The sequence below is a fragment of the Lacinutrix sp. 5H-3-7-4 genome (assembly GCF_000211855.2).
Taxonomy (GTDB): Bacteria; Bacteroidota; Bacteroidia; order Flavobacteriales; family Flavobacteriaceae; genus Lacinutrix.
In genome coordinates this window covers 2,257,157-2,272,732 of the sequence record NC_015638.1, presented here as the reverse complement: position 1 = coordinate 2,272,732, position 15,576 = coordinate 2,257,157, and the positions used below count along the sequence as shown (strand labels likewise).

The following is a 15,576-nucleotide window of genomic DNA, read 5'->3' as shown; positions in this document are numbered from 1 at the left end:
ATTTTTTAAAAGCTAAAACTTATTATAACTTTCTAATAGCCAATCCAAAAGAATACACTACTTTCGCGCCAAATTTAGAATTGCAAATACTATGAAACGCATTAAGGAGTACAAAAAGTTATTTAACGTTGAGAATGATATGACTTTAAAAAGTTTAAAAACAACGTATAGAAGTCTTGTAAAAGAATGGCATCCAGATAAATTTCAAGATAATGATGAAAAAGCTCTAGAGGCCGAAGAAGTTAGTAGAAAGGTTATTGATGGTTACCACTTTTTAGTTAGTATTGCTCCAGAAACTATTGCTGCTAATAAAGATGAATATAATACAACTATAAGTACAACAATTATGGATTGGAAACATAAAGGTTTACTACTAGAAGTTACTTTTTTAGATGGTAATACTTATGAGTATTTTGGTGTAAATAAAGCTTTATACATAAAATTTGCTCAAAGTGATAAGCAAAACCGTTTTGGAAAACGTAATATTTTTAATACGTTTACTTATAGAAAAATTAAGAAACAAGATGTTATGGCATAGTAACGCAGTTTCCTATAAAAAAAGCCTCTATTTTAAATAGAGGCTTTTTTTTATTTTATAAATTAAATTATGCATTTTTCTCTTCTATCCATTTACTCATAAACTTTGTACTTTGTAGTGTATGGTGCATAAGCATCGCTCCAGTAAAATTACTTTTTCTATGCACTTCTAAACCATTTTTAGTAGCTTCAACTCTATGCATAAAATCTGCTGTAAATAATTGTTTATCAAAACGTAAGTTTATAACATTAACACCGTGCTTTTGTTTTGCATTCCAAAATATTTTGTTGCTGTATAATTCTACTGCCATTTTTGCAAAATCTAAAGGTTCGTCTTCAATAAAACCGTTAGGTTCTAAAGTGCCGTACATACCTTCTGCTCCTATACTTGTAGTTATACAAGGTGTTCCATTATACATCGCATCTATAATTTTCCCTTTTAGTCCAGCTCCAAAACGTAATGGTACCAAACATACTTTATATTGTTGCATTACTGTTGCAATATCTTCTACAAAGCCTTTAATGTAAAACCCAGATTTTTTATCTTCTAATTGAGTGACTTTATGAGATTCGTAAGAACCATATATATGCATTTCGGCTTTAGGTAATTGTTTTCTAATTGTTGGCCAAATGTATTCTTTTAGGTATTTAATACCATCTAAATTAGGTTCATGTAAAAAATTACCAACAGTTACAAAATGTTCTCTTGCTCTAAATCCTGGTAATACACTTTGCTGTTTAGGAGAAATAGATTCTAATAAAAAAGGTAAATAACATAATAAATGCTCATCTACTTTAAATTGATGTTTTAAGATATCTACCTCAACTTCACTAATAATTAAAGTTAAATCGCACCTATAGATACTTGCAATTTCTCGTTTAGCTACAGCATTAAACAAATAATGAGTATTAAAAACCGATTGATCTTTTAATGCTTGCTGCCTACCTTTTCTTAAACAGTGTAAGTCTTCTGTATCTAATAACCTTAAAGCATTTGGGCATTGTTCTGCCACACGCCATCCAAATTGTTCTTCGGTCATAAAACGATCAAATATTACAATATCTGGATTTAGTTTTTTTACAAAAACATCAAAACTAGAATTGTTTAATTCTATTTCCTTAGTAACAACACCAATGCTTTTTAAATTGAAAGCATTATCACTTTTTGCACAAGCTGTAGCAAAAGTTATATTATAGTTTTTAGAAAGGAATAGGTATATTAAATGCATCATACGGGTTCCTGCTGCAGAGCTTTTTGGCTCTGGCCATACAATGCCAATTATTAAAAGTTCTTTATTCAAAAAAAGAAAAGAGATTTTAAATTACTATTATTACAAAGCTACAAGTCTTTGTTTTATAATACACATTTTTAACTTTTTTATTATTACTCTGGTCTTGGCGCTAAGGCATAAGCCATTCTAACACGTTTTGCCCATTCTAAAACAGCTGTTATTTGCTCATCTGTTAGTTTTGCTTCGTTATGCGTCCATGTGTAAGATGGTAAAGGCATTTCTTTTTCTTCTACCATTTCTATAAGTTCTTCAATTTTATGGTCTTTTCTTTTTATAGAATAACCGTTCCATGTAGAAACATTAAAATGCTTTGTACCATGCGCTACATGATCTGCCATCCAATAATTTACAGGTGTAATATTATTATACCAAGGATAGCGTGTCGCGTTACTGTGACAATCAAAGCAACTTTCTTCTAATATTTTTTTAACTTCTGGAGATGGTTTTGTTTCTTCTAAAAAAGCCGAAACAGATTCCATACTGCCATCATTTTTTTCTGGCCCAAAAAACTGAGCGACTACAAATATTACAAGTAAAACTAGGAAACCCTTTTTAACAATTTTCATTTTTATTACATTTAGGGTTTAAAAGTAATAAAAATCCTTTTGACATTAGAAACGCTATATCAAGAATTAAATTACGTTAATCATTCTCGTGAAAAACGCTTGTATTATGCTAACTTAATTATTAATAATCCAAACTTAATACCTAAGTTACTAGAGATTTTATTTATGGTCGATGATAAAATATCTCCTCGAGCCGCTTGGGTTTTTGAGTTTTTGTGTGGTGAAAACCTAGAAGAAATTATCCCATATTTGGATACTTTTACACAAAATATACATAAAGTTCATTTAGACTCGGCAGTTAGGCCTGTTGCTAAAGTTTGTGAATACTTAACAGTAGCTTATTACGGTAAAAATAATACTAAAATTAAGGAAGCATTAAGTTCAAAACATCGAGAGAAAATTACCGAAGCTTGTTTTGATTGGATGATTAATGATGCCAAAATTGCACCTAAAGCCTATGCTATGAATAGTTTATTTCTTTTAGGTCAAGAGTACAGCTGGATCCATCCAGAATTGGTTTTAATTCTAGAACGCGACTACCAAATGCAAAGTTCTGGCTTTAAAGCTCGCGCAAGGCAAATTCTTAAAAAGTTAAAATAAAAGTTTTAACACTTAGCATTATACTTTTAACTTTCTTACCTATCTTTACGCCTTTCAAAATTGAAACACAACAACACACAAATATGTCATTATCTAACTTAAATGCCATCTCACCTATTGATGGTCGGTATAGAAATAAAGTAGAAAATTTAACGCATTATTTTTCTGAAGAAGCGCTTATTAAATATCGCGTTTTAGTTGAAATAGAATATTTTATCGCTTTATGCGAACAACCTCTACCTCAACTATCTGCTATAGACACTTCAGTTTTTAATGAGTTAAGAACGATTTATAAGGATTTTTCATCTGAAGATGCTCAAGCTATAAAAGACATTGAAAAAGTAACAAACCATGATGTTAAGGCCGTTGAATATTTTATAAAAGAAAAATTCGATGTTTTAAATCTTCAAGATTACAAAGAGTTTATTCATTTTGGCTTAACCTCTCAAGATATTAACAATACAGCTATTCCTTTAAGTATAAAAGAGGCAATGAATGCTGTTTATGTTCCAGAATATTTAAATGTTTTAAAAGAATTAAAAAAACTTGCTGAAGAATGGAAAGATATCCCAATGTTAGCAAGAACTCATGGACAACCTGCATCGCCAACACGTTTAGGAAAAGAAATTGAAGTTTTTGTAACTCGCTTAGAAGAACAGTTTAATTTATTAAACGATATCCCAAGTGCTGCAAAGTTTGGTGGTGCAACAGGAAATTTTAATGCTCACAAAGTAGCTTACCCAAATATAGACTGGAAAACTTTTGGTAGTAATTTTGTTCAAGAAAAACTAGGACTACATCACTCGTTTCCAACAACACAAATTGAGCATTATGACCATATGGCTGCTTTGTTTGATGGCTTAAAACGTATAAATACTATTATTATAGATTTAGACCGTGATATCTGGACGTATGTTTCTATGGACTACTTTAAACAAAAAATTAAGGCTGGCGAAGTAGGAAGTAGCGCAATGCCACACAAAGTAAACCCAATAGACTTTGAAAACTCTGAAGGAAACTTAGGTATAGCCAATGCTATTTTTGAGCATTTATCTGCCAAGTTACCTATTTCTCGTCTACAACGCGATTTAACAGATAGTACTGTTTTACGTAATGTTGGTGTCCCTTTTGGGCATACACTTATTGGTTTTAAATCTACAATTAAAGGTTTAGGTAAATTATTATTAAACGCATCAAAATTTGCTCAAGATTTAGAAAATAACTGGGCTGTCGTTGCAGAAGCTATACAGACTATTTTGCGTCGTGAAGCTTACCCTAATCCATACGAAGCATTAAAAGGATTAACTAGAACTAACGAAGCAATTACAAAAACGTCTATATCAAATTTTATTGATACCTTAGAGGTTAGTGATGCTATTAAGAGTGAATTAAAAGCTATATCACCAAGTAATTATACAGGTATCTAAAATGTTTTCAAACACACAATCTTTACTAATATGTGGTGTAATTGCCATTGTTTTTTTTATTGGTGGTCTTTTAAATATATTAGACCATATAATAACTAAATTAGTTTTAGGTGGTTTGGTTATATTAGTTATTTTAAATTTATTTTTAGTAAAAAAGAATGTGGATGAAGAAGATTTAAAAGATTCTCAAGAAGATTCTTTAAAGTAAAAACAAATTTTAAATAGGCTTCTATATTTAGATTTAGATTTAGATTTAGAAGTATAAAAAATTAAAAAAGGACTGCGCCAACAGTCCTTTTTTCTGTTTATATATTAACATATAAACTCTAATATATAAACATGAATTATTGTTTAAAATAATCCATAACCTTTTGCAGCTGACTTTCGTCTACATCTGCATTTTGCATTTGCGATATTAATTTATATAGTTTTTCTGGTTGCATATCATCTCCTAATACGCGAACAACCGCAAAACCTAAATCGCTAGAACTTGCTAATACTAAAAACTCATCTACCGTATCATTATCTCCAATAGTATTAACTCTAAATTTCATACCATTATCGCTAAACTCCATTAACTCATTATACTTTTCATTTTTAAAAACAGCTTTTGCTTTTTCTAATTCCTGAGTATATTGTTCTTGGTTTCCATCAATAGCTTTATATGCTATAATATTAACTTTCTTGAATGAGTTATATACTTTTTCTTGATCTTCGTCTAACTCTATTTTAGAGACATCTATCATTTTAGGTGATAAATCTAAAGATAAAAACTCTGGTTTATCTTGGTGCTCTACAACATAGGTTTGTATAGATTTTTCATCTTTACAGCTTACTAAAGCTAAAGTTAAAAAAAACACAGCTAATATGGTCTTAAATTTAGTGTTCATAGTTATTGTGGTTTTTATTTTTTATCAATTTTATCGCCTCCTGGTAAATCCATTTGCTTTGTTAATTTAGAAATTTGATTTAAGTCTATATCTCCCGTTAAAGAAATTACAACAGTTTCAATAGTTCTTTTTTTACCATTAACAGTTACGCCATCTTTCATCATACCTTCTAAACCATTAACAAACATTAAAAGCTCTGCTACGTGATCGCTATCTTTTCCTTCTTTCACATAGAATTTAACAAGCATTCCATCATCTTTAACTTCCATTAACTCTTCTAAAGAATTTGAACGAGATTTTACCCATTTAGCAATATCTGCAGATATAGCTTTATTATCTGTAGCGATGGTTTTAAAACTGGTAATACTATTTACCATGTTTATATACTCTTGAGATTCTTTATCATCTGTATTAATATCCATTTTAGCCAACATTTGAAACATTTTAGGCTTTATAGAGACATAAGTTACTGCATTATTATCGCTGTATTTACTAAAAATATCGCTTTGAGCCATTGCTGTAAATGGCATAATTAATATTGCGAAAGCGAAAACTAAAAGGGACTTTTTCATTGTGTTTAATTTATTTATTGTGTACATAATTTTATTTTTTTAATTAGTTATTATTAAATATGCGACCCATAGGATCATTAATTTCTTTTAAATAATCAACCTGCGTGCCAGCTGTATTAATTACTTTTAAGTAGCTTACCTGCGCTGTTGCTTTATTTAAATGTTGTGAGACTAAAGCTAAAGCGGCTTTAGCATTTTCATAGTCTGCTCTATCTGCCTCTGTAATTAAATCTTCTTGACTTTGTGTAGGATTAAATACAAAGATTGATAGCATAAGAACTGCTACTGCTGCAATAGATAACCACTTAAAATTAAATTTCTTTTTTGTTGTATTAACTTCAAGAAGTGAAATATCTTTAGTAAACTGTTCTTTTTTATTTACTATAAAATATTGAAACATTGGTTTGTACATTTCTAAATGTGGAGCGACAGTTTCTTGCGAAAAATAGTTTTTTAACTGTGCTTCTTCCTTTAGTGATGTTTCACCATTTTCGTACTTTTCTAATAAATGTTCTATATTATTTAACACCGTAATTGTGGGTTTTAGTTAATTTTTCTCTTATTGTTTTTCTAGCTCTTGATAAGGTTACACGCACTGCGGTTTCATTCATATCAAGCATTTTTGCTATTTCTTTAAAATCGTATTGTTCAATGTCTCTTAATTGCACTACCATTTTTTGTTGTTCTGGTAAGTCTTCCATAATCTTACCTATCCAATCTAAACTATCATTTAACTCTACTTGCTTTTGTAAAGCAACATTATGGTCTTGATAGTTACTATGTACAATTTTTAAATTTTGCGCTTGCTTAGATTTTAACTTATCAAAACAAAAGTTTTTTGTCATAGTCATAGAAAACGCTTCTATATTATTATATTCTTTTATCTTTTTTTTATTCTTCCAAAGTTTAATTAATACTTCTTGCGTTGCATCTTCTGCTTCTTCAGTAGAAACTAAAAGACGCTTGGCTAGCCTAAAAACTTTATCTTTAAAAGGCGTCACAATATTTATAAATTCTGACTGTGTCATTAATTATGGTTGGTTTATGTTATTACGACGACCTACTTATTATTTTGTTACAATCTTTTTTAAATTTTATTATTAATAAATACATTTATACTTACATCTACTATAAAACAAAGGGTTTTAATCTAGTAAATACAGATATTTTATGGTATTTAAATAAAAGTAATTACTTTTAAGGACGACTATTTAAAGAAAAGAAAGATTATACTATGAAAAAAATTGCAAGACTTCTGTTTTTAGCATTCATAACTATTAACATTACTAGTTGTTTTAATGATGATTTTGATGATAATGATGTATCAACTTCATCTATTAACGACTTTGTATATAGAGCTATGGATATATTTTACCTTTATAGAGATGAAGTGCCAGCTTTGGTAGAAGACAAAAGAAACAGCGCCAATTATACAGAGTATTTAAATAGTTTTAGTACTCCTGAAACACTATTTGAAAGCCTTATTTTTGATCGCCAAAATGTTGATAGGTTTAGCTTTATTTTAAGTGATTATATTGCATTCGAGCAACAACAACAAGGTGTAAGTGTTGCTAACGGAATGGAATATGGCCTATTGAGATATACTGAAGGTAGTGACGATGTTTTTGGTTACGTACGTTATGTTTTACCAAACACAAGTGCCGAAGATGCTGGCGTACAACGTGGCGATTTATTTTATGGTATTGATGGTACACCGCTAACCGTTAACAATTTTAGAAGTTTATTAAGCCAAGATAACTACACAATAAACTTAGCAAACTATAACGATAATGGAACGCCAGAAACAGATGATGATACTATAGAGCAAACAACAGAAAGTATTGCTTTAAGCAAAGCGCCATACACAGAAAACCCAGTTTTTAAAACCGAAATTCTTCAAGTAGAAGGTGAAAACGTTGGGTATTTAATGTACAATGGATTTACAGGAAGTTTTGACCAAGCTTTAAATAATGCTTTTGCAACCTTTCAAGCCAATGCTATACAGCATTTAGTTATAGATTTACGTTATAATCCAGGTGGCTCGGTTAACACGGCAACTTTAATGGGTAGTATGGTAACAGGACAATTTAATGGGCAAACTTTTACAAAACTTATTTATAATGATCAGTTACAAGCTAATAATACAGATTTTAATTTTACTAACAGTTTTGATGGCGGTACAATTAACAACTTAAATTTAGATAAAGTCTACGTTTTAGCCACAAGTGCTTCTGCCTCTGCAAGCGAATTGGTTATTAATAGTTTAAGTTCTTATATCGATGTTGTACATGTTGGTACAGAAACTGTAGGAAAATCGCAAGCCTCAATAACTTTATACGATTCTGAAGACTATACGAGAAATGGTGTAAACCCAATTCACACTTATGCTTTACAACCATTAGTTGCTATAAGTGTTAATGTAAATGAAGATGTTGTGCCTGCAAACGGTTTAACGCCAGATATTACTATTAGCGAAGAAATAAATAATTTAGGAATTTTAGGTGATGAAAACGAACCACTTTTAGCTGAAGCTTTAGCAAACATCGCTGCTACAAATAGACCAGCAAACACAACGCCTGGTAAAATAATTAAACCTATTTTTGATAGTAACGACCTAAAACCTCACGCTAAAGACATGTACATTGAGCGCTAAAACTTATTTTAATTGGAGTACAGGAAAAGACTCTGCTTTAGCATTACATTATTTATTAAAAAACTCAAATTTTTCGGTTGAAAAGCTAGTGACTAGCATAAACACTCATTATAATAGAGTTACAATGCATGGTTTACCTGTTACATTACTAAAAAAGCAAACCGAAGCCATTGGTATTACTTTACAAACCATAAATCTTACTGAGCAACCAAGCATGGAAGATTATGAAGAAATTATGACAAAAGCTGTAAACTCTTTAAAAACTGAAGGTTTTACACATAGTGTTTTTGGTGATATTTTTTTAGAAGATTTAAAACAATACCGAGAAAACAACTTAGCAAAGCAAAATATAAATACGGTATTTCCACTTTGGAAAAAAGACACCAAACAATTAATAACAGAATTTTTAGACTTAGGTTTTAAAGCTATAATTGTATGTGCTAGTACTAAGTATTTTTCTGAAGATTTTGTTGGTAAAATTATTACTAAAGAATTAATTGAAAACTTACCTGAAGCAGTAGATCCTTGTGGCGAAAATGGAGAGTTTCATACCTTTTGTTACGATGGCCCAATTTTTAAAGCACCTGTTTCTTTTACAATAGGAGAGAAAATTTATCGAGAATATAATACACCAAATACCAAAAATGAAAAATCTGGTTTTTGGTTTTGTGATTTAATTACTGAATAATAAAAAAGCCTGCTAAATAGCAGGCTTTTTTAAAGTATAGGTTTTATACTCTAATCGTTTAAAAAAAAACAATTAGTTAAAATATATTTTTGAAGCACCTATTCCTACAGGAAAACTATTTGTCTCTGCTCCTGTTAATATATCGTAAATTAATAAAGTACTGTTTTCTGTAAAGCTTGCATCTGTTACAAATAAATTATTATCCTTAATAGATAATCCATAAGCATAAGCTGCAGATACCGAGAATAATGGAGTTGCTGGTAAAGTTGTAGCATCATCTGTTAATCCAAACACTTCATTATTTACAATATAATAAGCCATACCATTATTATAAGCCATTAAACCTGGATGTAAACCTGTTTCAAAAGCTAAAGAAGATATAATAGAATTATTAGACATATCAATTTTTGTAATTGATGCTTGTGTTTCATTACCTGTCCAACTTTCGTTTCCTCCAGATAATACAATTAAATCTCCATCATTATTAATTGCCATTTCATCTGGCTTAGAATCTACAGTTATTGTTTCTGTTGTATTGTCTTCAGTATTTACTACAGTTACTACATTATTAGTATTATATCCACCTTTGTGAGAAACATATAATTTATTAGAGTTTACTAATACTTGTTCTGGACCTTCAGACACAGCTATTGAACTGGTAACAGTATTAGAATTTAAATCTACAACAGCAATATAATCATCTGTAGCATTATTTGGGTCTGCCCAATCAGACACATAAGCTGTATCTCCATTAAACGCTATATATCTTGGTAAACTTAAACCTGTAGAAATCGTTCCAAGATTTTCAAAAGTATAACGGTTAACTACAGAAATGGTTCCTGCATCTACTACTATATATGCTTTATCTTCATGAAAACCAACAGATTGTAAATACACACCTAAGTTTTCACCGTTAACATTAAAATATACTTGATTTTCTGAAGTAGAAAAATCGTTAGACACATAAGAAATTGAAGATGGACCACCTTCAGAACTTACAATAATTCCATCTTCATAAGCTCCTAAAGGCTCAGAAGGTGTTGCTAAATCATCATCATTAGAGCAAGAAGTTACTAATAATGCTAATGTTAAAACTGAATAAATAATCTTTTTCATAATTGTTTTAAAATTTATAGTGTAATTGAATATTAAAGTTTCTGTTTGGCATTGGTCTAAAAGCTACATTTTGATAAATTTCATTAAAAAGATTATCAATGTTTACTCTTAAATCCAATTGGTTTTTTGTTGTTTTAATTACTTTATAGTTAAGTCCTAAATTAGCAACATCGTAAGGTTCTAAGCTATAAAAAGAACCTTTTAAATTATCGGCAGTTGTAAATACTTCGCCATTAAACATATGCTGATAAAACATAGAAAACCTTTTAAAACGATAAGCAATAGATGCGTTTGCTTTATGAAAAGGCACATAGATTAATTGCTTATTAGTTTCAACGTTTTCAGATACTGTATAAGAATAATTAGAAGAAAAAATAAACTCTTGTTTATTAAAAGTCTTTGTAATATTTAATCCTGCTTCTACTCCATAACTTTGAGATTTTGCTATATTTTCTGGTGACCAAATACCAGATGCGCCTGGTTGCCATTGTATTAAATCTTCAGTAGAAATATAATACGTATTTAAGTTAAATTGAAAGGCTTTATAATTAAGTACATGACCTAAATCTATTTGGTAAGAAGACTCTGGAACTAAATCTAAATTGCCTCCAGGTTGCCAATACAAATCATTAAAAGTAGGTACTCTATAATTTTTTGAAGCATTAATTTTTAACTTATAATATTTAGAAAAACCATAAACGCCATCAATAGAAAACAATAATGGACTTTTAAAATTAGACGTTACGTCTTGACGTATATTTAAGCCTATATTTAGTTTACTATTTGGGTTGTATTGTAGTAATCCTGTAGCAGAAAATGCGTTTCTATTTGGCTCACCAAAACTACTGCCTTCACCTTGAAAATAATTGTAATCTAAAATACTTTTTACAGACAGTGTTTTAGATAAATTAAAATCTAAACTATGTTTTAACACAAGCGTATTAACTTTTCCAAAAGAAAAGAATTCTGAATCTTTATTTTGGTAATATTCAAAATGTTCTTTTAAATATGCGACTTTAAACGAAGATTTATATGCAGATGCAGTTCTAAACCACTCCAACATAGATCTCGAGTTTTTATCTTCATATTTACTATTAGATGGAGTTACTGTTGTACCAGAAAATTCTCTATCTGACAAATACGACTGATGATAAAGTTTAATTACATCATTATCAGAAATAAAATATCCCAAATTAGCGCTAAAACTTAAATTGTTAAAAGCTCCGTTTTCATTAACTTGATCTAAACCTAAATATTTATAATCATTGTCAGATTCTATATAATTTACTCCAACATTAAAGGCGAATTTATCACTTCCATAATCTGTAACAAGACTTACATTTTTACTATCAAAACTGCCGTAATTAAGTTTAACATCATTTTTTAAATGTGAACTAAAACTTAGTGTATTATCTAAGTGAATACTTCCGCCAATAGCGCCACTTCCATATTGTACACTTCCACCGCCATTTCTAATAACAACTTTATTTATGTTATTTGTATTTATGGTATTAAAATCGGTTTGCCCATTAAGTTGAGAGTTAATAGAAATTCCATTCCAAATCACTGCTGTTTGAGATGCATTTGTACCTCTAAAAGATGGCGAAGAAACCATTCCAAAACCATTTTCTTTAAAATAAATATTAGAATTAAAACGCAATAAGTTTGTAAACGAGGTATTGTTTTTACTTAAAACAGAATCGTTTAAAACAGTTATTTTAAAACCTTTACCATTTTCTATAAGTTTATTATCATTTAAAACAACTTCATCTAAATTTTGAATAGAGTCTAGCTTAGTTTGAGCCAAACAGCTTAAACCACAAAAAATTGCAAATAAAAATAGAATACGTTTTTTCATAAATCTTAAAATCTTTCTCCCGAAGATTTTTTTGATAATGAATTTGGCAGGTCTCCTGACTTTTTTAATGCTACCATACCTTCCCAGAAATGTTTTCCAGTGGTTTTGAAGTTAGTAACACCCTTAAAAAAGGTACTCAAACAAGTTGAGTATAAAATTACAGTTGCGGGAACAGCTCAAGTTTTGCACTTGATTCCCTTTTAATCAACCATGCTTAATTGCAAAGTCGAACCAAAATTCAACGCAAATCTACTCTTTTTGTTTAATCTAACACACAAAAGATTAAATAATCTTATTTTTGAACTGTAAAAACCAAAGCTTTTGAAAAATATACTATTCCTTTTTATTGCCATTTCAATATTCTCATGTAAAGAAGATAAAAGCATTAACCGTAAATTACCTCCCGTAAATGTTGAAAAAAGTGAAAACAAAACAAATACCTATGCTGAAGGTTTTACAATTACAAAAAACGGCAACTATTCTATTTTAGAGATTAAAAGCCCATGGCCAAACAGTACACAAACTTTTAAATACGTTCTAATTTCAGCAGAAGAAGCCGCTAAAACTACGTTTATGAAAGAGGAGTACGATGGTATTTTAATAACACCTATTGAAAAAATTGTAGTAACCTCTACAACGCACATTCCTGCTTTAGAGCTTTTAAATGTTGAAGAAACCCTAATTGGTTTTCCGGGAACAGATTATATTTCATCTGAAAAAACAAGAACTAGAATTGATAGTAGTTTTGTTAGAGAATTAGGAAAAAATGAAGGTATAAACACCGAAGTACTTTTAGATATTAACCCTAATGTTGTAGTCGCTTTTGGTGTAGATGGAAAAAGTAAATCTTTAGAAACTATTAAAAAAGCTAATATACCAGTAATTTATAATGGTGATTGGGTAGAAAAATCGCCATTGGCAAAAGCCGAATGGATTAAGTTTTTTGGTGCTTTATATAACAAAGAAAAACAGGCCGATTCTATTTTTAATAAAATTGAAAAAGATTACACTCAAGCTAAAAAACTAGCCTTAAATGCAAAAAATAAACCTACTATTTTATCTGGAGCTATGCATAAAGATGTATGGTATTTACCAAACGGAACAAGTACAGAAGCACAGTTTTTAAAAGATGCTAATACAAACTACTTATGGAGCGACACAACCGAAAAAGGAAGTATTGCCTTAAATTTTGAAGTGGTTTATGAAAAAGCTAAAACTGCCGATTTATGGTTGAGTCCTTCGTATTACACAAGTCTTGAAGCCTTAGAAGAAGCTAGCCAACATTACACTAAATTTGATGCCTTTAAAAACAAGCAAGTATATTCATTTACTAACACTACGGGAAAAAACGGAGGTGTTTTATATTATGAGTTAGGCACTGCAAGACCAGATCTAGTTTTAAAAGATATTATTAAAGTTTGTCATCCAGAATTATTAGAAAATTACGAGCCTTTTTTCTTTAAAAAATTAGACTAATTGGTAACATCAAAATCATATAAACTTTCTTTTATCATTCTAATAATTGTATTAATTATACTCTTTTTTGCGAATGTTAGTTTAGGTTCTATTTCTATACCTTTTAATACTGTATTTAATAGCTTAACAGGTAATGCAGATAATTACATTATTCTAAACTATAGATTACCAAAAGCCATAACAGCCATATTAGTTGGTTCAGGTTTAGGCATATCTGGTTTATTAATGCAAACCTTATTTCGCAATCCATTAGCAGGACCATTTGTTTTAGGCATAACGTCTGGTGCAAGTTTAGGTGTTGCACTTATTATTATGGGATCATCGGTTTTAGGTGGCTTTTTTGCAACATTACTTATCTCTAAATGGAGTTTAGTTATCTCCGCAAGTTTAGGTAGTTTTTTAGTTTTACTTACGGTTTTAATAGTATCTTCTCGTGTGCGCGATACTATGGCGATTTTAATTATCGGGCTTATGTTTGGTAGTATTACAGCTGCGGTAGTTAGTGTACTGTCGTATTTTAGTTCTGCCGAAGAGTTACAACAATACATTTTTTGGGGTTTTGGAAGTCTTGGCGATTTACAATGGAACGAACTCAAAATATTTGCATTAATTTATAGTGTAGGCTTACTATTTAGTATAGCATCTATAAAAGCATTAAACACATTATTATTAGGAGAAAACTATGCAAAAAGTTTAGGTTTAAATATTAAACAAAGTCGCTTAATAATTATAATTGCAACAAGTTTACTTGCAGGAACAATTACAGCTTTTGCAGGACCAATTGCTTTTATTGGTTTAGCAATACCACATATTACTAGGCAAGTTTTTAATACATCAAACCATAAAATATTATTGCCGGCCGTATTTTTATTTGGCGCTATAATTATGCTTATTTGCGATAGCATTGCACAATTACCAAATACAGATTATACATTACCAATAAACGCTATTACAAGTTTAATTGGCGCTCCTGTAGTAATATGGTTGTTAGTGAGAAAGCGTAAAATGATATTTTAAATAAAAAAAACACCATTGTCATTCCGCACTTGATGCGGAATCCACATGGATCCTGAATCAATTTCAGCATGACAAAGCAATAAAAATTAATGAAAGAAAAAAGCAAACATATAATCTTAAAAACAGAACAACTTTCTATTGGTTATAAAACCAAAAAGAAGACATCTGTTATTGCTTCAAATATAAATATCGAACTAAAACAAGGCGAATTAATAGCTTTAGTTGGTGCAAACGGCATTGGCAAATCTACATTACTAAGAACGTTAACTAATGTACAACCAAAATTAAATGGTGAAATAAATATTAACTCTAAGACTTTAATTAAGTATGGTTCAGTTGAATTAGCAAAAGTATTAAGTTTGGTTTTAACCGAAACAGTATCGTCTAAAAATCTTTCCGTTTTCGAGCTTATTGCACTTGGTAGGCAACCTTATACAAATTGGGTTGGTAATTTATCTAATAGCGATATAGCTACTATAGATAAAGCCATATCACAAACAAATATTGAAGATTTAAAAAATAAAAAATGCTTCGAATTAAGTGACGGACAATTACAAAAAGTAATGATTGCGCGAGCTTTAGCACAAGATACCAATTTGATTATTCTAGACGAACCAACGTCGCATTTAGACATGTACCACAAAGCATACATTTTAAAACTGCTTCAAAAACTAGCTAAGGAAACCAATAAAACTATTTTATTTTCGTCTCACGAAATAGATTTAGCCATTCAGCTTTGTGATAGTTTAATTGTAATGAGTAATAAAAACTGTATCCAAAACACACCAGATAATCTTATAAATCAAGGTGCATTTAATACATTATTTCCAGACGATTTAATTGTTTTCGATAGCAAAACTAAAAGCTTTAGAGTAAAGAAATAA

The 15,576-nt window shown here is 29.9% G+C and carries 17 protein-coding genes and 1 riboswitch; of the genes, 9 read left to right on the top strand and 8 right to left on the bottom strand.

The genetic code is table 11. The features are described from left to right. The first annotated feature begins 91 nt into the window (after positions 1 to 91). On the top strand, positions 92 to 538 hold the full coding sequence (locus LACAL_RS10205; RefSeq protein ID WP_013870651.1) for a KTSC domain-containing protein: 447 nt from the start codon (positions 92 to 94) through the stop codon (positions 536 to 538). Between the two features lie 67 nt (positions 539 to 605). On the opposite strand, the gene LACAL_RS10200 is transcribed toward LACAL_RS10205, so the two are convergent. Both LACAL_RS10200 and LACAL_RS10195 read right to left on the bottom strand, forming a co-directional pair. Beyond that, entirely contained in the window at positions 606 to 1,838 is a 1,233-nt protein-coding gene (locus LACAL_RS10200) for a glycosyltransferase (RefSeq protein ID WP_013870650.1), read from the bottom strand. An 83-nt stretch (positions 1,839 to 1,921) separates the two neighbouring features. Then, positions 1,922 to 2,395: a heme-binding domain-containing protein gene (locus tag LACAL_RS10195; RefSeq protein WP_013870649.1), complete on the bottom strand. Its 474-nt coding sequence runs from the start codon at positions 2,393 to 2,395 to the stop codon at positions 1,922 to 1,924. 39 nt (positions 2,396 to 2,434) lie between these two features. On the opposite strand from LACAL_RS10195, the gene LACAL_RS10190 reads away from it, so the two are divergent. From LACAL_RS10190 to LACAL_RS10180, 3 genes are all read left to right on the top strand, one after another. After that, on the top strand, positions 2,435 to 2,995 hold the full coding sequence (locus LACAL_RS10190) for a hypothetical protein (RefSeq protein WP_013870648.1): 561 nt from the start codon (positions 2,435 to 2,437) through the stop codon (positions 2,993 to 2,995). An 83-nt stretch (positions 2,996 to 3,078) separates the two neighbouring features. Next, positions 3,079 to 4,422, top strand: coding sequence for an adenylosuccinate lyase (gene purB, locus LACAL_RS10185; protein ID WP_013870647.1), 1,344 nt, complete (start codon positions 3,079 to 3,081; stop codon positions 4,420 to 4,422). A gap of 1 nt (position 4,423) precedes the next feature. Then, complete coding sequence (locus LACAL_RS10180) at positions 4,424 to 4,630, top strand: hypothetical protein (RefSeq protein WP_013870646.1); 207 nt, start codon at positions 4,424 to 4,426, stop codon at positions 4,628 to 4,630. Positions 4,631 to 4,766: 136 nt separating this feature from the next. On the opposite strand, the gene LACAL_RS10175 is transcribed toward LACAL_RS10180, so the two are convergent. From LACAL_RS10175 to LACAL_RS10160, 4 genes are read right to left on the bottom strand one after another with little or no spacing between them, the layout of a single operon-like run. Beyond that, a complete protein-coding gene (locus tag LACAL_RS10175; protein ID WP_013870645.1) occupies positions 4,767 to 5,312 on the bottom strand; it encodes a DUF4252 domain-containing protein in 546 nt (181 codons plus the stop codon). Between the two features lie 14 nt (positions 5,313 to 5,326). Beyond that, entirely contained in the window at positions 5,327 to 5,884 is a 558-nt protein-coding gene (locus LACAL_RS10170) for a DUF4252 domain-containing protein (protein ID WP_041301918.1), read from the bottom strand. A gap of 43 nt (positions 5,885 to 5,927) precedes the next feature. After that, entirely contained in the window at positions 5,928 to 6,413 is a 486-nt protein-coding gene (locus tag LACAL_RS10165) for a hypothetical protein (protein ID WP_013870643.1), read from the bottom strand. After that, positions 6,403 to 6,912: an RNA polymerase sigma factor gene (locus LACAL_RS10160; protein WP_013870642.1), complete on the bottom strand. Its 510-nt coding sequence runs from the start codon at positions 6,910 to 6,912 to the stop codon at positions 6,403 to 6,405. The genes LACAL_RS10165 and LACAL_RS10160 overlap by 11 nt, the downstream gene beginning before the upstream one ends. 206 nt (positions 6,913 to 7,118) lie before the next feature. Here LACAL_RS10160 and LACAL_RS10155 point away from each other — a divergent pair, with 206 nt between their 5' ends. Beyond that, positions 7,119 to 8,537, top strand: coding sequence for a S41 family peptidase (locus LACAL_RS10155; protein ID WP_013870641.1), 1,419 nt, complete (start codon positions 7,119 to 7,121; stop codon positions 8,535 to 8,537). Further along, positions 8,527 to 9,225: a diphthine--ammonia ligase gene (locus LACAL_RS10150; RefSeq protein ID WP_013870640.1), complete on the top strand. Its 699-nt coding sequence runs from the start codon at positions 8,527 to 8,529 to the stop codon at positions 9,223 to 9,225. The genes LACAL_RS10155 and LACAL_RS10150 overlap by 11 nt, the downstream gene beginning before the upstream one ends. Positions 9,226 to 9,297: 72 nt before the next feature. Here LACAL_RS10150 and LACAL_RS10145 read toward each other — a convergent pair whose 3' ends face one another. Beyond that, positions 9,298 to 10,341: a YncE family protein gene (locus LACAL_RS10145; protein ID WP_013870639.1), complete on the bottom strand. Its 1,044-nt coding sequence runs from the start codon at positions 10,339 to 10,341 to the stop codon at positions 9,298 to 9,300. A gap of 7 nt (positions 10,342 to 10,348) precedes the next feature. Next, on the bottom strand, positions 10,349 to 12,199 hold the full coding sequence (locus LACAL_RS10140) for a TonB-dependent siderophore receptor (protein WP_013870638.1): 1,851 nt from the start codon (positions 12,197 to 12,199) through the stop codon (positions 10,349 to 10,351). Positions 12,200 to 12,226: 27 nt separating this feature from the next. Continuing rightward, positions 12,227 to 12,450: riboswitch (cobalamin riboswitch) on the bottom strand. Positions 12,451 to 12,520: 70 nt separating this feature from the next. Between LACAL_RS10140 and LACAL_RS10135 the strand changes: the two genes are divergently transcribed. The 3 genes from LACAL_RS10135 (at position 12,521) to LACAL_RS10125 (ending at position 15,576) form a co-directional block, all read left to right on the top strand. Continuing rightward, complete coding sequence (locus tag LACAL_RS10135; protein ID WP_013870637.1) at positions 12,521 to 13,675, top strand: ABC transporter substrate-binding protein; 1,155 nt, start codon at positions 12,521 to 12,523, stop codon at positions 13,673 to 13,675. Then, positions 13,676 to 14,692, top strand: a complete 1,017-nt coding sequence (locus LACAL_RS10130) for an iron ABC transporter permease (protein ID WP_013870636.1) — start codon at positions 13,676 to 13,678, stop codon at positions 14,690 to 14,692. An 89-nt stretch (positions 14,693 to 14,781) separates the two neighbouring features. After that, on the top strand, positions 14,782 to 15,576 hold the full coding sequence (locus LACAL_RS10125) for an ABC transporter ATP-binding protein (RefSeq protein WP_013870635.1): 795 nt from the start codon (positions 14,782 to 14,784) through the stop codon (positions 15,574 to 15,576).

Excerpts from the sequence above, each read along its gene's own strand:
- LACAL_RS10175 (WP_013870645.1), bottom strand. The coding sequence starts at position 5,312 with ATGAACACTAAATTTAAGACCATATTAGCTGTGTTTTTTTTAACTTTA.
- LACAL_RS10145 (WP_013870639.1), bottom strand. The coding sequence starts at position 10,341 with ATGAAAAAGATTATTTATTCAGTTTTAACATTAGCATTATTAGTAACT.
- purB (WP_013870647.1), top strand. The coding sequence starts at position 3,079 with ATGTCATTATCTAACTTAAATGCCATCTCACCTATTGATGGTCGGTAT.
- LACAL_RS10125 (WP_013870635.1), top strand. The coding sequence starts at position 14,782 with ATGAAAGAAAAAAGCAAACATATAATCTTAAAAACAGAACAACTTTCT.
- LACAL_RS10205 (WP_013870651.1), top strand. The coding sequence starts at position 92 with ATGAAACGCATTAAGGAGTACAAAAAGTTATTTAACGTTGAGAATGAT.
- LACAL_RS10195 (WP_013870649.1), bottom strand. The coding sequence starts at position 2,395 with ATGAAAATTGTTAAAAAGGGTTTCCTAGTTTTACTTGTAATATTTGTA.
- LACAL_RS10155 (WP_013870641.1), top strand. The coding sequence starts at position 7,119 with ATGAAAAAAATTGCAAGACTTCTGTTTTTAGCATTCATAACTATTAAC.
- LACAL_RS10180 (WP_013870646.1), top strand. The coding sequence starts at position 4,424 with ATGTTTTCAAACACACAATCTTTACTAATATGTGGTGTAATTGCCATT.
- LACAL_RS10140 (WP_013870638.1), bottom strand. The coding sequence starts at position 12,199 with ATGAAAAAACGTATTCTATTTTTATTTGCAATTTTTTGTGGTTTAAGC.
- LACAL_RS10170 (WP_041301918.1), bottom strand. The coding sequence starts at position 5,884 with ATGAAAAAGTCCCTTTTAGTTTTCGCTTTCGCAATATTAATTATGCCA.
- LACAL_RS10160 (WP_013870642.1), bottom strand. The coding sequence starts at position 6,912 with ATGACACAGTCAGAATTTATAAATATTGTGACGCCTTTTAAAGATAAA.